The 24,741-nt window shown below is 47.3% G+C and carries 17 protein-coding genes; 12 read left to right on the top strand and 5 right to left on the bottom strand.

Going from position 1 to position 24,741, the window contains the following annotated elements; genetic code table 11:
• Positions 1 to 29: 29 nt before the first annotated feature.
• From EII41_RS05620 to EII41_RS05610, 3 genes are all read right to left on the bottom strand, one after another.
• On the bottom strand, positions 30 to 1,574 hold the full coding sequence (locus tag EII41_RS05620) for a glycine--tRNA ligase (protein WP_124789774.1): 1,545 nt from the start codon (positions 1,572 to 1,574) through the stop codon (positions 30 to 32).
• An 81-nt stretch (positions 1,575 to 1,655) separates the two neighbouring features.
• A complete protein-coding gene (locus EII41_RS05615) occupies positions 1,656 to 2,504 on the bottom strand; it encodes a hypothetical protein (protein WP_260425491.1) in 849 nt (282 codons plus the stop codon).
• Positions 2,505 to 2,540: 36 nt separating this feature from the next.
• Positions 2,541 to 3,011, bottom strand: coding sequence for a CAP domain-containing protein (locus tag EII41_RS05610; protein WP_124789773.1), 471 nt, complete (start codon positions 3,009 to 3,011; stop codon positions 2,541 to 2,543).
• A 231-nt stretch (positions 3,012 to 3,242) separates the two neighbouring features.
• Here EII41_RS05610 and EII41_RS14115 point away from each other — a divergent pair, with 231 nt between their 5' ends.
• The 10 genes from EII41_RS14115 (at position 3,243) to EII41_RS05565 (ending at position 16,151) form a co-directional block, all read left to right on the top strand.
• On the top strand, positions 3,243 to 3,401 hold the full coding sequence (locus EII41_RS14115) for a hypothetical protein (protein WP_185711841.1): 159 nt from the start codon (positions 3,243 to 3,245) through the stop codon (positions 3,399 to 3,401).
• Between the two features lie 2 nt (positions 3,402 to 3,403).
• Positions 3,404 to 4,963, top strand: coding sequence for an SUMF1/EgtB/PvdO family nonheme iron enzyme (locus EII41_RS05605; RefSeq protein ID WP_124789772.1), 1,560 nt, complete (start codon positions 3,404 to 3,406; stop codon positions 4,961 to 4,963).
• A 39-nt stretch (positions 4,964 to 5,002) separates the two neighbouring features.
• On the top strand, positions 5,003 to 6,400 hold the full coding sequence (locus EII41_RS05600; protein WP_124751059.1) for a Gfo/Idh/MocA family protein: 1,398 nt from the start codon (positions 5,003 to 5,005) through the stop codon (positions 6,398 to 6,400).
• Positions 6,400 to 7,338: a TIM barrel protein gene (locus EII41_RS05595; protein WP_124789771.1), complete on the top strand. Its 939-nt coding sequence runs from the start codon at positions 6,400 to 6,402 to the stop codon at positions 7,336 to 7,338. Before EII41_RS05600 ends, EII41_RS05595 begins: the two co-directional genes overlap by 1 nt.
• A 50-nt stretch (positions 7,339 to 7,388) precedes the next feature.
• Positions 7,389 to 8,246, top strand: coding sequence for a helix-turn-helix domain-containing protein (locus tag EII41_RS05590; protein WP_260425490.1), 858 nt, complete (start codon positions 7,389 to 7,391; stop codon positions 8,244 to 8,246).
• 16 nt (positions 8,247 to 8,262) lie between these two features.
• Positions 8,263 to 8,442, top strand: a complete 180-nt coding sequence (locus EII41_RS05585; RefSeq protein WP_124751061.1) for a hypothetical protein — start codon at positions 8,263 to 8,265, stop codon at positions 8,440 to 8,442.
• 784 nt (positions 8,443 to 9,226) lie between these two features.
• Positions 9,227 to 9,967, top strand: a complete 741-nt coding sequence (locus tag EII41_RS05580; protein WP_124751062.1) for a DUF6261 family protein — start codon at positions 9,227 to 9,229, stop codon at positions 9,965 to 9,967.
• 76 nt (positions 9,968 to 10,043) lie between these two features.
• Entirely contained in the window at positions 10,044 to 13,280 is a 3,237-nt protein-coding gene (locus EII41_RS05575; protein ID WP_124789770.1) for a SusC/RagA family TonB-linked outer membrane protein, read from the top strand.
• 11 nt (positions 13,281 to 13,291) lie between these two features.
• Positions 13,292 to 15,250, top strand: coding sequence for a RagB/SusD family nutrient uptake outer membrane protein (locus tag EII41_RS05570; RefSeq protein ID WP_124789769.1), 1,959 nt, complete (start codon positions 13,292 to 13,294; stop codon positions 15,248 to 15,250).
• 343 nt (positions 15,251 to 15,593) lie between these two features.
• Entirely contained in the window at positions 15,594 to 16,151 is a 558-nt protein-coding gene (locus EII41_RS05565; protein WP_124751065.1) for a hypothetical protein, read from the top strand.
• An 839-nt stretch (positions 16,152 to 16,990) separates the two neighbouring features.
• Here the strand turns inward: EII41_RS05565 and EII41_RS05560 are convergent.
• Complete coding sequence (locus EII41_RS05560) at positions 16,991 to 17,731, bottom strand: helix-hairpin-helix domain-containing protein (RefSeq protein ID WP_124789768.1); 741 nt, start codon at positions 17,729 to 17,731, stop codon at positions 16,991 to 16,993.
• 49 nt (positions 17,732 to 17,780) lie between these two features.
• Positions 17,781 to 18,884: a redox-regulated ATPase YchF gene (ychF, locus tag EII41_RS05555; RefSeq protein ID WP_124789767.1), complete on the bottom strand. Its 1,104-nt coding sequence runs from the start codon at positions 18,882 to 18,884 to the stop codon at positions 17,781 to 17,783.
• A 329-nt stretch (positions 18,885 to 19,213) separates the two neighbouring features.
• Here ychF and EII41_RS05550 point away from each other — a divergent pair, with 329 nt between their 5' ends.
• Together EII41_RS05550 and EII41_RS05545 are read left to right on the top strand one after the other, a co-directional pair.
• Positions 19,214 to 22,324 (top strand): SusC/RagA family TonB-linked outer membrane protein, encoded by a 3,111-nt coding sequence (locus EII41_RS05550; RefSeq protein ID WP_124789766.1) that lies wholly within the window; start codon positions 19,214 to 19,216, stop codon positions 22,322 to 22,324.
• Between the two features lie 18 nt (positions 22,325 to 22,342).
• Positions 22,343 to 23,947: a RagB/SusD family nutrient uptake outer membrane protein gene (locus EII41_RS05545; RefSeq protein WP_124789765.1), complete on the top strand. Its 1,605-nt coding sequence runs from the start codon at positions 22,343 to 22,345 to the stop codon at positions 23,945 to 23,947.
• Positions 23,948 to 24,741 lie beyond the last annotated feature (794 nt).

Genomic DNA, 24,741 nt, shown 5'->3' with positions numbered 1-24,741 from the left:
TTCGTGTGTGTATCCGTTAGTTTCTATGCTTACTTCAAACCTTCGAGCAGACTGCGCATGCTCACCTTGTCCGAGATGATTTCGTGTAGTTTCGCGATCGGTACGCGTTCCTGCTGCATCGTGTCGCGGAAACGGATCGTGACCGTATCGTCTTTCATCGTATCATAGTCGATCGTGATACAGTACGGCGTACCGATCGCGTCCTGACGACGGTAACGCTTGCCGATGGAATCTTTTTCGTCGTACTGGCAACGGAAATCGAAGCGCAACATGTGCAGAATTTCCTCGGCTTTTTCCGACAGTCCGTCCTTACGCACCAGCGGAAGTACTGCCAACTTGACCGGAGCGAGCGCGGGCGGCAATTTCAGCACGACACGCGACTCTCCGCCTTCGAGCGTCTCTTCCTGATAGGCTCCTGCCATAATGCTCAGGAATAACCGATCGACTCCGATCGACGTTTCGATCACGTACGGCGTATAACTCTGGTTCAGTTCGGCATCGAAATATTGGATCTTCTTACCGGAGAATTTCTCGTGCTGAGACAAGTCAAAATCGGTGCGACTGTGAATCCCTTCCACTTCCTTAAATCCGAACGGCATTTCAAATTCGACGTCGGTAGCGGCATTGGCATAATGCGCCAGTTTATCGTGGTCGTGGAAGCGGTATTTGTGATCGCCCATACCGAGGTTACGATGCCATTTCATACGCATCTCTTTCCACTGTTCGAACCATTTCAACTCTTCGCCCGGACGAACGAAGAACTGCATCTCCATCTGTTCGAATTCGCGCATGCGGAAGATGAACTGTCGCGCCACAATCTCGTTGCGGAACGCTTTCCCGATCTGTGCAATGCCGAACGGTATTTTCATGCGTCCCGTCTTTTGAACGTTGAGGTAGTTGACAAAGATACCCTGTGCTGTTTCGGGGCGGAGGTAAACTTTCATGGCGCCGTCGGCGGTCGAACCCATCTCGGTGGCAAACATCAGGTTGAACTGCCGAACTTCCGTCCAGTTGCGGGTACCCGACACGGGACATACGATCTCGCAGTCGAGGATAATCTGTCGCAGCTCTGTGAGGTCGTTGGCGTTCATCGCCTCAGCGAAACGGGTGTGTACGGCATCGCGCTTGGCTTGATTTTCGAGCACACGCGGGTTCGTAGAACGGAACTGTTGCTCGTCGAAAGCTTCGCCGAATCGCTTGGCCGCCTTTTCAACTTCCTTGTTGATCTTTTCATCGAGCTTCGCGAGGTAATCTTCAATCAGCACATCGGCGCGATAACGCTTTTTGCTGTCCTTATTGTCGATCAGCGGATCATTAAATGCGTCGACATGCCCGGAAGCTTTCCAGATGGTCGGATGCATAAAAATGGCGGAGTCGATCCCGACGATATTCTCATGGAGTAACACCATGCTGTCCCACCAGTATTTTTTGAGGTTGTTTTTCAGTTCTACGCCGTATTGACCGTAATCATATACAGCGCCTAATCCGTCGTAGATATCGGACGAAGGAAATACGAACCCATACTCTTTGCAATGCGAAATCAGTTTCTTAAATACATCTTCCTGTTGTGCCATAACACCTGTTTTATACCATTTTTTCTAAAGGGAGACAAAGGTAAAGATTTATTGAGAATTGGCAACCGGCGAGTGGTTTTTTTAATCCTTTTTCAGCATTTCGCCGTTGCCGAGCTTCTGATCGATGTACGTAATTTTCTTCATCGATTTTTCTTTCTCCCGACGCATATTTTCGAGGTCGCTCAGAATAATGGCCAGCTCGAACGTGGCACGGATGGCTTTCTTGTCATCGTTACTCAGTGTGAGTGAGAAAGGTTTGCCTCCGGTATATTCGGCCTTCACACGCGCCTTGTCATCAAGCCCGCAAACAAACTTGACCGCATCGATACCGTTTTCAGCTTTGTACGTAACGATCTCGGTCGTATTGCCCAAATCTTTGAAGCGATAATTCACACCACCATCGTAAGGGACGGAAGCGGTCTCGGCGTATGTTCCGTCAGCAAGGCAGAACTTCAGCCCCGTGTGGTTGAGCGGTGCTCGTCCGAAGTAAACGCTCGCCAGATAGATTTCGCCTTTCTCATCGACCCCACAGCGGATGTAGCTGCGCTCCACATTGCGTTCGACGGTCTTTTGCTTCCATATATAATGCCCCACGTCCTCGTACGCCGTATCTTTTTCGAGCACAAAGTTTTTCTTCATCGCTTCGGCTTCTTCCGCACGAATCGGCATCATGCTGTCGCAAAAAGCGATGTTACGCTCACTCTCGCCCCGCTCTACAAGACGCATCAGCGTCAGCGACTCTTTCAGCACGGCCACTTCCTCCGGATAACGCATCCGGAGCGTATCGATCGCATTTTTGGCCGCAGCGAATTGCCGGTCTTCATACAGCACCCGGGCACGCTCCAGATCAGCCCTTGCCTCTTTTTCATTTCCGCACGCGGAGAGCAAAAGCATCCATCCGCAAAGGAAAACTATATACTTTTTCATCATCAGGTTTTATAATATCATTTCTATTTCTTTCTCTTTTTACTTCTCGATAAACAATTGCGCCCAATAGAAGGTTCCGTTGTCGCGATGGCAACCGACTCCGATATGCGTGAATTCTCCGTTCATGATGTTTTCTTTGTGTCCCTGTGAATTCATCCAGCCCTTCATCACATTTTTAGGCGACGCATATCCTTTGGCTATGTTCTCACCCGCAGATGCGAATTTCGTCGTGATAACGGTAAAACACGAGCTGCCGTCGGGACGGGTATGAGAAAATTTGAACACGATTTCTTTGGCGCGCACATCGCACGAAGCCATCAACGACGGATCGATTTGCAAGGCATTCAGTCCGGCGGCTAAACGCTCTTTATTGACAAGTGCTACGACTTCTTTCTCGTATTCCGTAAGTGAAACAGATGGAAGGTCTCCACCATCATCTACAAGGTTTTCTTTCGCACACCCCGAGAGCAGCATAATCCATCCGCAAAGGAGTATGATTATTTTTTTCATCTTTATTTTCCATCAGAAGTGAATTGCAAAAGTAATGCTTCTTTTCGGAATACGGATCCTATACGAAACTCCGTAAATGATCTTCCGGACGAATGATGAATGAAACGAACCGGTTTGAATTTGGCGATTTGTTGAAAAAGTACTACTTTTATCGGCCGAATCAGTATTTTTTCTAACGAAAGACATATTCTTTCATGAGAAACAGAACGCTACGTGTGGGAATGATGGAAGGTGGCACTAATGAATGTATTGGAGTCGCTCATCGTTCTGCCGTTCTTATGGTGGATGGCGAGATGGATCTTATTCGTGGGAAGTATAGCCATAACGAAGAACGACAAGCAGCAGGTATGGATCGACTATAACGAAATCAAAAAACAACGAATAGACTAATTATGACAACGAGCTACCGATCGAGAAGAGACGAAAAAAAGAAAAAGAAATGGCCCCTGTTTCTGTTCGGCTTTATCGTCGGCATGGCCTTTTTTATGTCGCTCTATGAAGTATCCGTCTACTATTCGACGGACGAGGCCTGCATGAGCTGCCACGTCCATCCGCATGCGGAAGAGACATGGAAGTTATCGTCGCACGTAAATAACGGGAGCGGTGTCACCGTGCATTGTGTCGACTGCCATCTGCCTCCGAAGAATCAGACATGGAACCATTATTCGGCCAAGATACAGCTTGGCGTACGCGATTTGTGGGGTTATTTGACAAAAGACTCGTTCGATTGGGAAATGAAGTCGCAACTCGAACATGCCGTAAAATATATCCCGAACGAGTCGTGCAAAGAATGTCATAAGAATCTGTTTCCCGCAGGTATTACGGATGCGGGCATCACCGCGCACCTTTACTACGAAGAAAATGAGAAAAAACTGAATTTGCAATGCATCAGTTGTCACCTCGATGCCGGACATTACAATCCGAATTACAAGCACGGACAGATGACCGGTATTCCGGGAGCCTCCGCCACGGCTTCGGGCCCGCCGTTCGACTCGGCAACGGTCGTGACGTCTTTCACCGATTTCACGGAACAGATTCCCGGTACTCCGGTATCCTTCAAGATGATTGCGATACCCGGCGGCACCTTTAAGATGGGCAGTCCCGATAAAGAAGATTTCCGCCGGGAGGATGAGTCGCCGGTGCGAAGCGTGACAGTCAGTCCGTTCTTTATGGCCGAGGTGGAAGTGACCTGGGATCAATATTGGGCATTCTACGCGGCGACGCTCAGCGAAGGACGTACCCCGCCCGAAACGATTTATGCCAACAATACCCGCGCGGACATCGACGTGGACGGCGTGTCGGGTCCTACGCCGCCGTTCGGATTTCCCGATCAGGGATGGGGAGGAGGTACGCGTCCGGCCATTACCATGACGCACTACGCTGCCGAGACGTTCTGCCAGTGGCTCTCTCTCAAGACCGGCAAGAAATATCGTCTGCCGACCGAGGCCGAATGGGAATACGCGGCTCGCGGAGGGACGGTAACTCCTTACTTCTTCACGGGACGACCGAAAGATTATTCCGACGAAGGTTTCATCCGCAAGTTTATTAGCGCGAAGACCGAGCCGATCGGCGAATTTATCGTCTACGGCAAAAACGCGAAGAACAAGACACAAGAACCCGATAAAGTCAAGGCGAACCCGTTCGGGCTGAAAAATATGCTCGGCAACGTGATGGAATATTGCGCCGACAAATACGATCCGCAGGCGTATGCCAAAGGAGGCTCGACCGTTACCGATCCGTTGGTGACCGAAGGTGAAGAATGGGTGGTACGCGGCGGCAACTATACGAGCGATGCCGCTGATGTGCGGTGTGCCGCCCGCAGCCATACGCATCACGACGATTGGCTGAAAACGGATCCGCAACAGCCCAAGAGCATCTGGTGGTATTCCGACATCCGGGGCATCGGCTTCCGTGTGGTTTGCGAGCCGGACTCGTCGCTGAAAGCGAAATAATCAGAAACTAAGAAACAGTACATTTAACTCAAATTTGTCATGACAAAAAAAAGCAGTATCAGTAGAAGATCATTCCTCAAAAGTTCGGCCCTTGCCGGGGCTGCCGGAATGGTCGGTACGGGGGGAACTGCCACCCTGCTTTCCTCGTGTGGAGGAGGCGCAAGCAGTAACGAGAACGCAAATGCAGCCAACAAGCCGCTGAAAGAACCGGGAACGTATTATGTACCCGAGTTGCCCGATATGGCGGCCGACGGTAAAGAATTGAAGGCCGGTATCATCGGTTGCGGAGGACGCGGAAGCGGCGCAGCGATGAATTTCCTCGCGGCAGCGAACGGTGTCACGATTGTGGCGTTGGCCGACACGTTTCAGGACCGGGTGGACAGTCTGGCCCAGAAACTGAAAGACGAGAAGAATATCGACATCCCTGCCGATAAGCGCTTTGTCGGATTGGATGCGTACAAGCAGGTTATCGACAGCGACGTCGACGTGGTGATCATTACTACGCCGCCGAATTTCCGTCCGGCCCAATTCCAGTATGCGGTAGAGAAGAACAAACATTGCTTCCTCGAAAAACCGATCTGTGTCGACGCGGTAGGCTACCGCACCATCATGGCCACGGCCAAGCAGGCACAGGCCAAGAACCTGTGCGTAATCACCGGTACGCAACGCCACCATCAGCGGAGTTATATCGCATCGTACCAGCAGATCATGAACGGTGCGATCGGCGAAATCACGGGCGGAACGGTTTATTGGAATCAAAATATGTTGTGGTACCGCGAACGTCAGGCCGGATGGAGCGACTGCGAATGGATGATCCGCGACTGGGTGAACTGGAAATGGCTCTCCGGCGATCATATCGTCGAGCAGCACGTACATAACATCGACGTGTTTACATGGTTTTCGGGGCTGAAACCGGTGAAAGCCGTAGGCTTCGGCTCGCGTCAGCGCCGGATCACGGGCGACCAGTACGATAATTTCAGCATCGACTTCACGATGGAGAACGGTATCCATCTGCACAGTATGTGTCGCCAGATAGACGGCTGCGCCAACAACGTCAGCGAATTTATTCAGGGAACAAAAGGTTCGTGGAACAGTGCGAACATGGAGATCAAAGACCTCGCCGGAAATGTGATCTGGAAATATGACTTTGACGCCGAGAAGGCATCGTTCAAACAGAATGACCCCTATACGCTCGAGCATGTGAACTGGATCAATACGATCCGCGCCGGCAAATCGATCGATCAGGCTTCGGAGACAGCCGTATCGAACATGGCCGCCATCATGGGACGCGAATCGGCTTATACGGGCGAAGAAACGACATGGGAAACCATGACGGCTTCCGCGCTCGACTATATGCCGGCTGACCTGAATCTGGGTAAAATGGATATGAAACCGTTCGTGGTTCCCGTACCCGGTAAACCGTTAGAGAAAAAGTGATGCGCATCGACAGACGAAATTTTCTGAAAGCCTCTTTGGGCAGTGCGGCGTTGGCAACGATGGCCGCCTGCTCCGGAGGCGCGACGACAGGCGCGGAGACGAAATCATGCTGCAAGGACGAAGGCGATACGAAGAAAGACGTGAAGCTGAACCTCTCGTTTCAGGAGTGGACGCTGGGCGATCTTGAGCTGACGGCCAAGCTCGACGTAATGGAAAAGCTCGGTGTGACCGGTCTCGAAGTGAGCGGCAAAGGGTTGGCCGCGCGGAAGGACGAGTTGAAGAAAGCGCTCGAAGGACGGAATATCAAAATCAGCGCGATATGCGCGGGATTCGAAGGGTTTATGCTTTCGGAAGAAGAAGCCGTGCGTAACCTGTGCCGTGACACGATGCGCGAGATTATCGCCGCGGCGGGCGAACTGGGCTCGACCGGAGTCATCATCGTGCCGGCATTCAACGCGCAACAGCCGGCCATGCCGCATACGCAGGAGACGCGCGATTTTCTTTGCCGGTGGTTCGACGAGCTCGGCACGTTTGCCGCCGAACACCGGACGACGGTGATCTTCGAGCCGCTCAATCGGAAGGAAGCGTTCTACCTCCGTCAGGTAGCCGACGCGGCATCGATCTGTCGCGACATCGACAACCCGGGCGTGCGTTGCATGGGCGACTTCTGGCACATGACGTGGGAGGAGACCTCCGATATGGGCGCTTTCCTTTCGGCCGGGTCGTTGCTTCAGCACGTACATATCGCCAGTCGCAAGCGTCGCCTGATGCCGGGCGAAGACGGAGAGGCAGACCGCTACGTCGACGGTTTCCGCGCCCTCAAGATGCTCGGCTACGATCAATACGTGAGCTTTGAATGCGGCTGTCAGAACGACGACCGCGTAGCTACGGCTACGGCAGCCGTCGAATTGCTTCGCAAGCAATGGGACGAAGCGTAATCATTATAAATAATGTATAGCGAAGACGGATGCCGTTGGTTTATGCAAATATGAGAATGAGCGAGGTGGTGAGCGAGCACCTCTCGCTCATTCCGGTTATCAACCGCTTCGGCATACGGCTTGGGGTAGGCGATGAAACGGTCATGGCGCTTTGTGAAGCAAACGATATCCATACGGACTTTTTCCTCACCATCGTCAACACGTTTATCAACGAAGATTATTTTCCGGAGAAAAAGCTGCAAAGCTTTCACCTCAGCCAGATCATCGATTATCTGAAGCAAACGAACCGGTATTACCTGCAATATCAGCTGCCCAACATCGACCGACACCTGCAGATTTTTATTCATACGTCGGGCGCAAGCAATACTTCGTTGCAACTGCTGGGCAATATCTTCGCCTCGTTCAAAGAAAAATTGTGCGGACGCATTCAGACGGACGAGAAGGAATGGTTTCCCCAACTCCTTGCGCTCAGCGAAAAAGAGCAAAACAGGAGAAGCATGCGTGCCCGGACATCGCGCGAAACGGACGAAGCCATCGAAGCCATGATGGACGATATGCGGAACATCATGATTAAGCATCTGACGGGAGCGTACGACCAAAACCTTGGTTACGCCGTTCTGTTCACCATCGATGCGCTGGGACGTGACATCCGGCAGCACAACCGCATCCGGAGCCGGATCCTCCTCCCGATGGTCGACGATAACAGCGAACTCTCGAACCGCGAAAAAGAAGTACTCAAGCTCATTGTCAGCGGGTACACGAACAAAGAGATTGCCGCGCGGCTCTTCGTCAGCCTCAATACCATCCTGACACACCGCAAGAACATCACGGCCAAACTCGGCATCAAAACGATTCCGGGGCTTACGTTCTATGCCATCACCCATAAAATCATAACCGAAATTAAATAATTCATCGTATTCTCACATGGCACGTCGCAAAATCACGAACACGCAAGCCGTCTGCATCATCCTTCTCTGGGGCTTTTTGGTATACATCCTGCTGACATCGGCTAAGGCAATCGATTTTATGACGATTTTTGCCATTATCGCTTCGGGTATTATCGTCTTTGTCCCTCTTTATAAAAACCGCAAGAAAGAGCCATAGTTCGCTCCCTCCCCTGCCACCGATGATACACGTCATGTTTTTTTACAACTTTTCTCGTTTTCTCTCTAAAAAGTGTTATATAACATAGAATAATCTTATCCTTTATCGAAAGGATTGCATTATCTTTGCCGCCTCAACACACTAAAAAGGGAAATGAATTTTAATACGTTCAATTTGTGCTGGCCGGCAGCGTGGAAATCTGTTTTCCATGTACGGAAATACCCTTTCGCTTGTCTGTTAATAAAAACTAACGGGGGGGGGTATTTATCACATAATCAGACGAATGTAGATTCACCCCTTTGCTATTCTCTTTTTCTTGACGACATTTTCATAGTTTTTCGCAGCATCCGGCGCATGGCCGGTATGCTCGCTTGGCCTTTTCATACCATTACCCTATCTTTTCGCGGACGGATGAGGAATACTTTCCTATCAGCCGGGCATGATCATACCATGCGCGAAGACGTTCCGATTCGCCGGGAGATGTCCGTAGAATCTACGATGACTTCCCGCCGTAACGGGCGATTCCCGTACCATCTATTATCTTTTCCCGGCATGGCGGGTGCTTCCCGTAAAACCTATGATCTTTTCCCATCGCGGCAGAACATCTTCGTAAGGTCTATGATAACTTCCCGTCGCAGCGGGCGATTCCCGTACGGTATATTATCCTCTTCCGTTGCAACGAACGATTCGCGTAGGGCTTATGCTCCTTTCCTGTCGTACGGGAGAAAGCCTCTGTCACGCTGCTACGACCATTTCATTTTTCAACCTATAAAATACCAATCTTATGTTACGTGTTAATTACAATGAATTATCGACTAAAGTATTAGGAAACTTGTCGAACCGTACGATCGAAGTGATCTCGCCGGTGTATCAGAGCGGAGTGCTGCAACATAATCCGCTGGTAGAAGTATTGATTGCCACGAATAAATCGTATCAGGCCATCGTCATTAAAAATACGTACAGCGGCCTGGGTAACCCGGTAGCACAAGCCGATTTGGTGCGCGACAAGGTGTACCGGAATCTCCGGCGGATGCTGCAAGGCATGGCCGGATTCAACGATACGCCCAAAGGAAAAGCGGCGGAAGCGCTGCTGACGGTCTTCGAGGAAGCGGGCGACATCTACGGCCTTTCGTATGCCGATGAGAATGTGGTGATGCAAACGTTGATTAAACACCTCGACGAGCCGGTTAATCTGGGACATCTCTCTACCGTGATGGCCAAAGACGAATACGATGCCTTGAAGCAGGCACAAGCGGCGTTCGAGGCCATCAGTGCCGAACAGACGGACGCCAACTCGGCGTTGCGGCAGAAACAGTCCGCCTCCGGTGCGCGCCGCGCGCTGCATCAGGCTTTGCGCGACATATTCTCACTCGTCTCGGCCATGAAGAACGTGGCAGGCTGGGAAGACTTGTATCACGATCTGAACGAACTGATCAAAGAAGCGCGCCAAAGCAACCGGAAACCCTCGAAAGGAGAATCCGAACCTCCGGCTGCATCCGGAGACGGGCATCCGGAAAACGAATGAATATTTTGTACATTTTCAACCCTGAGATTGAAAATCGACTAAATAGAAACAATTGTATAACGAATCATTAAAAAACATGAGAAGAAAAAAACTTTTTGGAGCGAGAGGCTTGCTTACACTGTTGCTGTGTATCTCGGCGCTTTCGCTTTCGGCACAGACCATCACGGTACGAGGTACCGTGACGGATGCAAACGATGAGCCGCTGACTGGAGCGACCGTCGTAGTAAAAGGAGATCCGTCGAAAGGAGCAATAACCGATGTGGACGGGAAGTACACGCTGGCTAATGTTCCGTCGAAAGGAACGCTTACGTTCTCGTTCGTGGGAATGAAGTCGCATGATGTGGAGATTGACGGCCGCACGGTGATCGATGTCTCTATGAAAGACGACTCCGAGATGTTGGACGAAGTCGTGGTGGTAGGTTTCGGTACCCAGAAAAAAGAAAACCTGACCGGAGCCGTAGCCACGGTCAATGAAAAGGTACTGAAGGGCCGTCCGGTGACGACTGTTACGCAGGCGCTTCAAGGCGCCGTGGCCGGTATGGATATCTCGGTAGGCAACGGCGGTGGTGAATTGGGGAACTCGTTAGGTATCACGATTCGTGGCGCCGGAACGATCGGTAACACCAGTTCGTCTCCGTTGATTCTGATCGACGGGTTGGAAGGGAATATCAACGCGCTCAATCCGCAGGATATCGAAAGCATCTCGGTGCTGAAAGACGCGGCATCGGCTTCCATCTACGGATCGCGCGCAGCCTTCGGGGTGATTCTGATCAAGACCAAATCGGGTAAATCCGGTAAAATCAGTGTGACCTACAACAACAACTTCCGTTGGAGCAGTCCGTTGTTGCGTCCGAAGATGCTCGACTCCGAGCGTTTTGCCGAATACTTTAACGAAGCAGCCAAGAACGGAGGACAAGCAGCGCCCTTCAGCGACGAGACATTGCAGAAAATCCGCGACTACAAAGCCGGTAAAATCCCTCACGAAACGGAATGGAACGAGTCCGGAAAAAATTGGAAGGGGTACACGAACGGATTTGCCAACAATAATTGGTATGATATCTTCTATCGCGATTACGTGCCTTCGCAGGAACATAACATCAGTTCGAGCGGCGGTACGGAAGCCGTGAACTTCTATTTCTCGGCCAACTGGCTCGGGCAGGATGGTTTGATGAAATTCAATCCCGACAAACGCGATCGCTATTCGGTCGATGCTACGGTGAATGCACAGGTACACAAAATGCTTAAACTGAAATATTCGGGTAAGTTCTCGCGCGTCGACTACGGACGCTCTTCATACGATCACGGGCTGTTCTATCACAACATCGCCCGCCGCTGGCCGACCTTACCCCTCAAAGATCCGAACGGAAACTATGTGTACGGGAACGAAATCGCACACCTGAACAACGGACGGAACGAAGAGCAAACGGACGAATTTATTCAACAACTGGCACTTGTCTTTACCCCCATCAAAGGATGGAATACCCATGTAGAATTGAACTATAAAACGGGAACAAAATTTACGCATGTCGAGATATTGCCGATTTATTCGTACGACAAGAACGGTGTGGCCAACGCTGCCGCGTTGCAGTTCGGTTCGTTTTGGTCGGGCGGGCAGTCGCGCATTACCGAGTATGGGCGTAAATGGAATTTCTTTAACCCCAACATTTATACGGAATATATAAAGTCGATTAATGATACACATAATTTTAAGGTCATGGCAGGATTCCAGTCCGAACTGGACCAGTCACGTGGTTTGGGCGCATGGAGAGAACAAGTCTATACGCCTGACGTACCGGCCATCGACGCCACATACGGCGATAACGACGGAGTAAACGGATATTTCAATCATTGGGCAACGGCCGGTTTCTTCGGACGTCTCAACTACGATTACATGGGTAAATACCTTGTCGAATTGAACGGACGCTATGACGGATCGAGCCGCTTCCTGCGCGACAAGCGCTGGAACTTCTTCCCCTCCTTCTCGCTCGGATGGAACGTGGCCAAAGAATCGTTCTGGACAGATTCACCGCTGGGAGAATACGTGTCTACCTTGAAACTCCGTGGCTCATACGGTGAATTAGGTAACCAAAATATTGTTGATGAATATAAAAACCCGATCTATTATCCGTTCTATCTGAATATGCCGGTGGGGGTAGCCGATGGAAACTGGCTTGTGAACGGCAAAAAGACGAATCGCGCATGGGCGCCGGGGTTGGTAAGCCAATTACTCACATGGGAGCGTGTCAACTCATGGAATATCGGAGCCGATATCAACGCTTTCAATAACCGCCTGAATATCGTCTTCGACTACTTCCAGCGCAGAACGTTCGATATGGTCGGTCCGGCTCCGCAATTGCCCAATGTTTTAGGAACAGACGTTCCTAAAATCAACAATACGGACATGGAATCGAAAGGATTCGAGCTTGAAATAAGCTGGCGCGATCGCATCGGAGAACTTTCGTATGGCGTGAAAGCGACATTGGCTGACAGCCGCCAGACCGTAACGAAATATCCGAATGAAAATAAAAAAATATACTACTATGATAGAAATGGAGGCCGACATGACGCCTATTATTCCGGTAAAGAAATCGGAGAGATATGGGGCTTTACGACGGTTGGTATTGCCAAAACAGATGCCGAAATGACCGAGCATATTAAAAAGAATAAACCCACATGGGGCAGCGATTGGGCAGGTGGCGATATTATGTACAAAGACTTGAATAATGATAACGAAATCACCAGAGGAGAAGAAACAGTCGATAATCCGGGCGATTTGAAAGTTATTGGTAACAATACGCCACGGTATAATTTCGGTATCGATATCGATATGCAATGGAGAGGATTCGATTTCAGAGCTTTCTTCCAAGGCGTGGGTAAACGGGATCTTGCCGTAGGTGGTCCTTATTTTACCGGTGGTAACGGGAACATGTGGCAGAATGCCGGTTTTGAAGAGCATCTCGATTTCTATCGTCCCTCCGATACGAAAAGTTTCTTCGGACCGAACGAAGACGCTTACTACCCTCGTCCCAGCTTCGACAAAGGATGGAAGAACTTCGAGACACAAACGCGCTGGATTCAAAACGGAGCGTATATGCGTCTGAAAAACTTACAGCTTGGTTATACGATTCCGTCGGTTTACACGCAGAAAATAGGCGTTAGCAACTTCCGTGTGTATGTATCGGGTGAAAATCTGCTGACGTTTACGAAGATGACAAAAATATTCGACCCGGAAACCTTCTTGGGTGGTTGGGGCAATGGAAAGATTTATCCGCTTTCGCGTGTATGGTCTTGTGGTTTAAGTGTAACATTCTAACAAAAAACATAATGAAAAAGAAATCTTATTTATTGTATATTGTCCTGATAGCAGCAGGAGCATTCAGTATCTCTTGTAACGATTATCTGGATAGAGGCCCCTTGTCGCAGGTTACTCCCGAAGTCTTTTTCAAGTCCGAGGCAGACCTCGAAGCATATAGCATTACACGCTATAAATTCCCATCGCATAGCGGATGGAATGCAGGAACATTTATTGACGACAATCATACGGATAATCAGGCCGGCGTACATGCCAACAACCGGTGGCTTCCCGGAGAATGGCGTGTAGAAGCATCCGGTGGAGCATGGAACTTTGACGAAATCCGCCATTTTAATTATTTTCTGGAAGCCGTTCTTCCGAATTGGAAAGCGAAGAAGATTACCGGTAATGAAGAAAATATCAAACATTATATCGGTGAGGTCTATTTTCTGCGTGCCTACGAATATTATTCGAAGTTGCGTTCCTTTGGCGATTTCCCGATTATTCGTCGCACTTTCCCCGATCAGAAAGACTTGCTGGTTGAAGCATCTAAGCGTCGTCCGAGCCATGAGGTGGCACGATTTATCTTGTCCGATCTCGATTCGGCCATTATGCTGATGAAAACCGGTCCGTTTGCGAACAAAAACAGGCTGAGTAAGGAGGTAGCTCAACTTTTCAAATCGAGAGTGGCACTCTACGAAGGAACATGGTTGAAACATCACAAAGGAACGGCACAAGTACCCGGCGGTACAGGTTGGCCGGGCGCAGGGAAAGTTGATAACTTCTCGATCGATATCGACGGCGAAATCGCTTTTTTCTTAGGGCAGGCAATGGAAGCTGCTAAAGCGGTAGCCGAGCGTGTGAAATTAGTTGAAAGCAACAAGGTACTGACTGGAGTGGCTGCACTTGAAAATCCGTATTTTAAAATGTTCGGCGATCTGGATATGTCCGGATACAGCGAGGTGCTGCTTTGGCGACACTACGATGCGCAATTTGTCGGACATCATACGATGCACTATCTCAATGGCGGAGCTGCGTCGGGATATACCCGCAACTTTGTGGAATCGTTCTTGATGGAAAACGGACTCCCGATTTACGCTGCCGGGTCGGGGTATAAAGGCGACGAAGACCTTGCCGATGTACTCACGAACCGCGACCATCGTCTGAGACTCTTTACCGCGGCTCCCGGAGATACGCTCGTCAAAGATAAGGGTGAAACATTGGTGGCATCTTATCCGGATATCCTCGACTTGCCGGAGCGTAGAGCCGTGACCGGATATAACGTCAAAAAAGGAGTATACGGTTTCGAAGCGAAATTCCTCAAAGGTGAAAACCCTACAACGACCGGATGTATCATTTTCCGTGCTACCGAAGCCTATCTGAACTATATCGAAGCAGCTTATGAAAAGAACGGAAGTCTTGATCAAACGGCTTCGACCTATTGGAAACAGCTTCGCCGCAGAGCCGGATTACCCGAAGACTATAATGTGACCATTTCAGCTACTGATTTAGCACAGGAACAAGACTGGGGAAAATATTCGGCCGGAAAGCTCATCGACAAAACGCTCTACAATATCCGCCGCGAACGCAGATGCGAATTAATGGCCGAAGGAATGCGTCTGGATGATCTGCGCCGCTGGAGAGCACTCGATCAGGTAAAGAATTATCAGATCGAAGGCTTTAAGCTCTGGGGAACGATGCAAGACAAATATGTCGATAAGGATAATAATAAATCCAAGCTGATTACGCTTCCAAGCGATAAACCGAATGTGTCGCGCAAGGAAAACAGCATGTATCTGCGTCCGTATCAGATCGTAGAAGCTAATAATAAATTCTACAATGGATACAATTGGACTTCGGCACATTATTTGTCACCGATTGCGTTTGAGCATTTCGTGCTGACAAGCCCCGATGGAAAAGCTGAAAACTCGGTGATTTATCAGAATCCCGGATGGCCTCTCCAAGCGGGAGGTAAACCGAATGGGTTCTAAAACGCTTTCGTAGATCATAAATAAAAAAGAGGGTGTGTCAAAACGCAATGTTTGGGCACACCCTCTTTGGGTGTGTAAGAATGGGTGAGATGCAAGGCGTTAAAGATGATGGCGAGGGAGTATATTAAGGTATGTGACTGAACTTACATTCCGCAAGCAACGAAACCGTTCGCCCGTTATGCCACATCGTCCTTTTTATACGTGCGTTGGTATAGTATGTAGAGTTTTTTATCCCCGGCTCAAATAAAAGATGTATATTTGTGGAAAAATTCTGAGAGAGAACTCATGATAAAGGTGTGACAGAAATGAAACAATAGATAAATCAACACTAAAAAAAGAGAACATGGAAACAGAAAAAAAAGATTATCCGGTAAACCTCTATGCGTATTATGAGGCAAGCAGTGACATTGAAAAAAGAACAAACGGGACGAAAAAGATCGTCTACTATGTATTGGCAGCCATCTGTTTGTTGCTAATCATCCTTCCTACCATCCTTCCGCTCTCCTCTTTTCTGGTTCGTGTGATTGGTGTAATCGGGCTGCTATATTTTGGTTTCGCGGCTTATTTCGGAGGCGAAGCATACTATAATAAGCGGAGTGGTGGCAAAATCGTTAAGAGCGCTGTGAAAAAGTTCGATGCTTCAGCTGTGAGTGAAGAAGCACTTTTGCAAATGTTCGAGGGCGGGGATTTCAAAGGTCTTGCTGATGCGGCGGAAGCGAACAATCAGCCATTGCAACTCTATATTCACGAAGATGCGACAGGGAAAGTCTTTTATTTGCAACTGATGAAATATTTTTCTTCTTCCGATTTCAGAGGGATGAGTGAAGTTCGAGAAGTACATGAGCCCGAATATACCAAAGTGTACTCAACCATTAAAAGTATTCGTACCACAACCTCCTAAGTGCCGTGATTCGTTGCCTATCGTGTGATGTTGTAATCGTAAGGATAGCATCGTAATCGAAGGTGTCATACTGACCGTTTTCGATAATCATAAAGAAAGAGGGTGTGTCAAAACGCAATGTTTGGGCACACCCTTTTTAGGTGTGTAAGAATGGGGTAGATGCAAGGCGCTAAGGATGAACCCAGATTCCGCAATAGAAAATATAAGCATGAATTTCATTCAGGCCTTCAGCCCTGCGAACAAGGTCCGGATGTCGATCCCCCACCCTTACGGGATGGAGCTGAAATAATCCGGGCTTTCAGCCCTTGTATGCTCTTCGGATGTTGAGTTGTTGAAATGTTTATTTGTTGAGTTGTTGGCCGGTGAACATCCCCCCTTCCCCCCCCTTCAAAGGGGGAAGAGCGAAGCGAAGGGGGAATCCGTGGTACACGCATAACCATTGACAATTAAATTTGCGTTATTTGCGTTCTGAACATCGTAATTCGTAATTTGTCATTCAGAGCGTGAGCGATGAATCTTTCCTCTTTCGGCGTGAGATTCCTCACTATGTTCGGAATGACAGATTAATTATTAATTGTCAATTGTCATGCGTGGTACCCGCCGAACCATGTATCCGGCATAACCATTAACAACTGACAATTGACAATTAAATAATGGTACCCGCCGAACGGTCTATTGCGTAATTTGGGATGACGGCGAGGGAGGATACTAACGTATGTGACCGAGCTTACATTCCGTATCAAAGAGAAAGCCTCCGGTAATGTGTTGACGGTTCTTTACCCACTCCGATCGATATATGCAAATGTCAAGCGCCGATGTCCGAATAAAGATCGCCGGATTCATTTATCGAACGAGAGGTAAGGTTTGAGACGCTGCCGGTCTGCGTCGGTAAATTCTTCCACAAGCATCAGGTCGTGCCATCCGGTAAGGCCGTTAGGCTGTCTGCGTAAGCGTACGATCAGCTTTGCCTGACGATAGTCGATATAAGGATGACGACGTAGCGAGTCTTCCGGCAGACGATTTACATTCAGCCTTCGTATTCGTGTCGGATCGACCGTAAACCATGGTGCCAATGCCGTGTACTTTTCCTCATCGATCCCGTATACTTCCGCCAGTTGAGAGACATCGGCGTATCCTCCCAATAAGTTACGGTATTTGACGATGCGTTTAGAGAATGTGGGGCCGATACCCGGAATTTTCTGAAGGTCGGTCGTGTCGGCCGTATTCAGTTCAAGGGTGGAGCCCACTGGGAGTTTTTGAGTTCGAGGGTATCGTGGACGCGTATCAGTCAATCGTTTGATACGTTCGTCGGTGGTTTCACGTGTTCGAGACGTGGCGGGTCTCGCTCTGCTGACCGACTCTCTCGACGGCCGTGTGGTCTGATGAGCAGCCTGATCCGCCGCCGTGTTTGCAGCCGGCACCTGACGAACGAAGGTCGCATCTTCATGTGCCGACTGTTCGTGATCCGATGAAGGGCTTTTCAGCAACATGATGATGCCTGCCAGAGCAATCAAACAGAGCAGAACGATTAGCCCTCGGCGTTCACCTCGTGAGAAATAAAAGAAATCACGCCAGCTCAATATGTTTCCTCCTTCAATGTTTTACACAATGTCTCTCTTTATGGGAAGACTACACGTTGAAACGGTAGTGCATAATATCTCCGTCCTGCACCATATATTCTTTCCCTTCCACGTGCATCTTTCCGGCTTCTTTCACGGCCGCTTCCGAGCCATAATGGATATAATCATCGTACTTGATGACCTCGGCGCGTATAAAACCTTTTTCAAAATCGGTATGGATTACTCCTGCGCATTGCGGTGCCTTGCTTCCTTTGCGATATGTCCATGCGCGTACTTCTTCCGGACCGGCTGTCAGGAACGTTTCCAGATCGAGCAACTTGTATGCCGCTTTGATCAGACGATTTACGCCGGACTCTTCAAGGCCTGCTTCGGCCAGAAACATCTGTCGCTCTTCGTATGTATCGAGTTCCGCAATCTCACTTTCGATTTTTGCTGCTACGACGAGGATGCCTGCCCCTTCGTCTTTTACAGCCTCACGTACCTGTTCTACATAGGCATTGCCATCCACCGCGCTTGCTTCATCGACGTTGCAGACGTAGAGTACGGGCTTGTCGGTGAGCAGGAACAGCTCGCGGGCCACCTTCTGTTCATCTTTCGTATCGAATGAAACCGTGCGGGCATTCCGACCTTGCTCGAGCGCTTCCTTATATTTGACGAGCACCTCGTAGGCGAGTTTGGCCTGTTTATCGCCTCCCGTTTGGGCTTGTTTCTGTACTTTCGATATCCGGCTGTCGACCGTTTCCAAATCACGGATCTGAAGCTCGGTGTCGATGATTTCCTTGTCGCGTACGGGATCGACGCTTCCGTCTACATGCACGACATTGGGATCGTCGAAGCAGCGTAGTACATGAAGGATGGCGTCCGTCTCGCGGATATTCGCCAGAAACTTATTGCCCAATCCTTCGCCTTTGCTGGCTCCTTTCACCAGACCGGCTATGTCGACAATCTCGACCGTTGTCGGGACAATCCGTGCCGGATGTACCAGCTCGGCCAGTTTGCCAAGTCGCTCATCGGGGACGGTGATCACCCCCACATTCGGTTCGATGGTGCAGAACGGAAAATTGGCCGCCTGCGCTTTCGCATTCGATAAACAATTAAATAAGGTCGACTTCCCCACATTCGGTAGTCCCACAATGCCGCATTGTAATGCCATAATGATACGTGTTTATTTCTTTGATGAAAGTACAAAGATAATGTAAAGCCTCATGTAGCACAAATTTTTTATGAATCAAGGCGGTTTGGAAAGTCTTGTTTTGAATAAAAAGTTTTTTTTTAGCAGAAAATGTTTGCAAATGATAAATATTCGTTATTTTTGCAGGCGATGATTGTAAAGGAAAAGCGATATGGGGTACATGAAAATTTATTTGAAAGTGTCGATAAAAATCGAAGAAATAGATACAATAATTTATCCTGAAGCAGTAAAATCGGATGTATGAATGGAGTGATTAGTAAATCGATGTTGTTTTTTAAAATTAGTAGAGTATGAAAAGAAAACTAAAACTGTTTTTAGCCCTGTTCTTTGTTGGAATAGGCGTAGTAATGGCTCAGACGCAGGTGCGAGGCACTGTGACGGATGAGAATGGCGAACCCGTTATCGGGGCTTCGGTATTGGTAAAAGGTACGACTGTCGGCACAGTAACGGATATAGACGGGAAATTTACTTTGCCTGAAGCACCGAATTCAGCCAAAACATTGATGATCTCGTATATCGGAATGGTTACGCAGGAAGTCACGATTGCACCCAATCTTCAAGTTGTTTTGAAAAGTGATACGAGAGCGTTGGAAGAAGTCGTGGTTGTAGGTTATGGAACGCAACGAAAGAAGGATGTAACGAGTTCTATCTCTAAGGTGAGCGGGGATGCACTTGCAAATTTGGCGACTCCCGGTTTTGATAGCCAGCTTGCTGGACGAGCAGCCGGAGTACAGGTGATTCAACCGTCAGGTGTATTGGGTGCCCCACCTAAATTCAGAGTTCGTGGTATCAACTCTCTTTCCGGAGGAACCCAACCCTTAGTTATTGTAGATGGTGTTCCAATGACCAGTGGTGACATATCTCAGGGCTATGTGGCTGCTAATGCATTAGGAGATATAAATCCTGACGATATTCAGAGTGTTGACATCTTAAAAGATGGTGCGGCCAGTGCAATCTATGGCTCACGTGCTGCCAACGGAGTTATCTTAATTACAACCAAGAAAGGTCAGAAAGGCTCTGTAAAAGTCAGTTATAGTGGTTATATGGGAGTTGCTAAGGCTTCAAAGCTACACGACTTGTTAAATGGAGAACAATTTACTGAAATAGCGAATGAAAAATACAAAAACTGGGGTGACGAAGGACTTGCCGTTTATGACGGGACTAATACGAATTGGAATGATTATGTATATCGAGGAGCATTCCAGCACAGTCATACATTAAGTGCAAGTGGCGGTACTGAGAAAAGCCAATACTATTTTTCATTGGGATATACGAATCAAGAAGGGATTATTCGAGCGAATGACTTGAAACGTCTATCTGTAAAAGGAGATATATCCAGTAAAATTAATCGCTGGTTAAATATTGGGATGAGTTTGAGTGCCTCCAAATCCAAAATCAATGGTATCGTGGAAGGTGCTAATTCGCTTAGCGATGCCTCTTTTTCCGGAATTAGGATGTTGCCGAATGTTTCTGTTTTTGATGATAAGGACATTACCGGATATAATATTGATGCGCAAAACCGAAAGGCTTTAGGCAGAGGTGCAAATAAAGATGTTATTTCGAATGGAATTCCCAATATTGTATACGTACTCGACCACAACGTAAATAGAGCGACGAATTATCGTATCATATCGAATGCGTTTGCAGAACTCTCCTTGATGAAAGGTCTGACATTTAAAACGCTGGCGGGCGTTGATATCGCATTGATGAATAACTATATGACTTGGGATCCTTTCACGGGAGACGGCCTTGGATACGGAGGACTAATCGATCAGATCTATACGAATTATTCCACTTGGAATTGGCAAAATATACTCTCTTACAATACATCAATCAATGGCCTTCATAATATTGATTTGACAGCTGTTCAGGAGTATACTCGTTCCGATACGGATTGGGATGAAAGTTCGGTAAATAAGATTTCAGACCCTTTCTTTATGGATCATATTATATCCGGCACATTTGGTGAAAAATCAGTGGCTGGTGGTAAGACTTTTAGCGGACTGGCTTCATATTTGTTTCGAGCAAACTATAATTATGACAGCAAATATTATTTAGGATTTTCAATTAGACGAGACGGTTTATCTAAACTTCCTAAAGATACTCGCTGGGGTACTTTCTGGGGGGCTTCTGGAGCATGGCGTGTGTCACGTGAGAATTTCTGGAATAGTACGATCTTTAACGATTTCCGAATAAGAGGAAGTTATGCTACCGTAGGGAATCAGAACCTTGGAGGTCCTTATCCTTATTTGGGAACATACAGTGCTCAAAAATATGGAGAACAAAATGCTACGGCATGGTTGAATATGGGGAATAACCAATTGAAATGGGAGACAACGGAAACATTTGATATTGGTCTCGATGGTTCGCTATTTGACAGCAAAGTAACTTTTGAAATCGCTTATTGGAAGAAGAATAGTAAGAATCTGGTTTTGAAAGTGCCGACGTCTCCTTCCATGGGAATACCGGGTAACTCATATATTAATAATGTAGGAAAGATACAAAATAGTGGTATTGAGCTTACGTTAGGAAGCACACTTATTCAGAATAAAGATTTTATGTGGAAGTCTGATTTGAACTTTTCAACATTAAAGAATGAGGTGGTTGAGTTGGTTGAAAATGCCGATATTATAGGAGGTTACACAATTATTCGCGAAGGTGAATCCATGAATGCGATTTATGGATACCAGTATAGCGGTGTCAATAAAGAAAACGGTTATCCGATTTACGAGAAGGCAGACGGGACACAAGTTCAATTTGATTTGCTCGGTGATTATACGTGGAAAGTTTATGATCCGTCAAATCCGGCGGATGTATCCAAGAGAGGGAGTTTAAGCGCGAAAGAAGATAGAAAGATATTGGGAGGTACGATTCCTACTTGGTTTGGAGGTTGGAGTAATACCTTTACATATAAAAATTTTGATGCAACGATGTTTATTCGTTTCTCCGGAGGAAACAAGATATACAATCGCACCCGTCAAGATGACTTGTTAAATATGGCATTTTCCAACAACGGAACGGAAATTTTAGGCCGTTGGCAAAGTAAGGAAAAACCGGGGGATGGCGTAACGCCAATGGTCGGTGCCGGAGATGATAGTGCATTAAATATGCAAGGTTCTGCAACTTCTCGATTCGCAGAAGATGGAGCGTATGTAAAACTCTCTACACTTAGTTTAGGATATACTTTGCCTAAAGATATTACTAAGAAATTGGATATGTCTAATATACGCATATATGTTTCTGGACAGAACTTGTTGACACTTACGAAGTACAAAGGACTTGATCCGGAAATCATCACAGACCTATCGACAACTGCTGAGTTTGTCGGAGCATTTGGAGTGGATGCCGGAGGAAAGGCACAACAAAGAGTATTCACCTTTGGAGTAAATATTAGTTTTTAAAAAAATAATACGAAGAATATGATACGCAAGAATATAATTAGAATAATAGGCATTTTCTGTCTTATTTATGGGTTACAGATGTTCACTTCTTGTGAAAAAGATACGGTAGACCTCGCTCCAATAGATAGAATAACGGACGAAACGGCATTTGACACTCCTGAAAGATGCGCATTGGCTGTGACGGGGGTTTATGATGCTGTTCAAAGCGGATATTATGTCGGAAACAATGCACGAAGAGGATACCCCTTTGGAGCGGCCTCCATTATTCAATCTGAAATGAGGGGGAACGATTTGGTGAATATGGCTGCTTTTTACCAGTATACTTATGAAGCAACATATAATCCGACAACAGCTAATAATAATAGCATGTGGGAAAACTCCTTGGCTGCGGTTAATCGAGCGAATGTAGTGATAGAAGGTATACAGAAAGCTAAGGAAACAAATGTGATAACGGAAGAAATAACGAACCAGTACCTTGGGGAGTGCTATTTCTTAAGGGGATTAACTTATTCCAATATGCTAATTCACTTCTGTCTGCCGTATGGAGTTGAGGGCAATAATAATTACGGATTACCTTATTACGAAAAAGCCGTTACTACTCCGGAGAAGATGCAGGAAGCTTTGCAAATAGGGCGCTCTACTGTTGAAGAAACATATCAAAAGATTCTTGCCGATTTGGACAAGGCAGAGAGTTTACTGCCTGCAAAAAATCCGGCCAACGCGATCACGAGAGCCTCGAAGGGAGCAGCTATTGCGCTGAAAACAAGGTTGTATTTATGGAAGAAGGATTGGAATAAAGTGGTAGATGAAGCTAAAAAGATCGTTCCACAGAGCGATGCGCCATTCTCAAGTTCGATTGGCGGATACAAGCTGGCGGATTCTCCTGAAATTCCTTTTGTAAACTTTAAAAGTAATCCGGAATCAATCTTCTCAATTGAAAATAGCAGTGACGATAATGCTACGGTAAATGGTTCCTTAGGACAAATGATGAGTAATCGCACTGGAGGCCGTGGACTGATCTCTTTATCTCCTATTTTGTACAACTCAAAATATTGGATAGAAAGTGACTTAAGAAGAAAACTTCTGTATAGTGGAGAGGATAAAGCTAAACGTGATGTTCGATATTATGTCGATAAATATAAGAGACCGCAGGAACAAGATGAATATGCTCCTATTATTCGTTATGCGGAAGTATTATTAAACTATTCAGAAGCAGAGCTGAGAAGTGGGAGACCTGAAATGGCATTGAAACTTCTCAATGCGGTACGTAATCGGTCAGTTAAGGAATCAGAGGCATATAAATCAACAGACTTTGCAACAAATAAAGAAATGTTGGAAGCTTTATTATGGGAGAGACGCATAGAATTTTTTGGCGAAGGAAGAAGGTGGGAGGATATTCACCGTTTAATAAATGATCCTGATTTTGATTCAAAAGGTATCCCCGCTAAAGTAGACCCAAAGAAATTGACAAATTTGAATGTGTATCAAATTGGAAAAGAGACTGAAGGACTTTTCTACAAAGCCGCTATACCTTATACGGACAGAAGGTTTTTGTGGCCTATTTCCCAAAATGATATTATTCGCAATCCGACTTTAGCTAAACAGCAGAATAGAGATTGGTAATAATTAAAATCTACCATGGCGATGTTCTGAAAAGAACTTTTCCAGTATAAAAGTAGGGAGAGTACATGTGTTCTCTCCCTACTTTAATTTTGTTTTGGTTTTTTTTAAAATCAGGCTTTCAGCCCTCCCAATGGGTGCTACCTTTTTCCCCAACGCTCCGTTTCGCTTCGCATTGGGCTGAATTAATGCGCCCTTTCAGGGCTGTTTTTCAATTGTTAATTGTCAGTTGTCAATTGTTATGCCGGGTACATGGTTCGGCGGGTACCACACATGACAATTGACAATTAACATTAATATCTCATTCCGAACATAGTGAGGAATCTCACCCCGGAAAAGGAAAAATTCATCGCTGGCGCTCTGAATGACAAATGTCCGAACGCGTAAATCAATTACGAATGACAAATTACGAATTACGATGTTCAGAACGCAAATGACGCAAATGAACGCGAATTTAATTGTCAATGGTTCGGCGGGTACCGGGCATTCCCCTTTTGAAGGGATGACATCCCCCTTCGCTTCGCTCTTCCCCCTTTGAAGGGGGGGGATGTCGAGCGGCAAACAACTCAACAACTCAACACTTCAACAAATAAACAACTCAACGCCCGCAGGGCATAACGAACCATTAAATTAGTGCAACTTGTGGTTAAATCTGATGGCTGACCACTGACTACTGATTGATAACCGATTGATAATATGTTCCAAAAGTAGTTCCGAGGTCATCGGTGAGTAGTTCCGAGCTTGTCGGCAGGTATTTCGGAAATACTTAACGGGTATTTCGGAACTTGTCGGCGGGT

It is taken from the genome of Tannerella forsythia (assembly GCF_003860135.1).
In the GTDB taxonomy this organism is placed as follows: Bacteria; Bacteroidota; Bacteroidia; order Bacteroidales; family Tannerellaceae; genus Tannerella; species Tannerella forsythia_A.
This window is presented reverse-complemented; position numbering and strand designations above follow the sequence as displayed.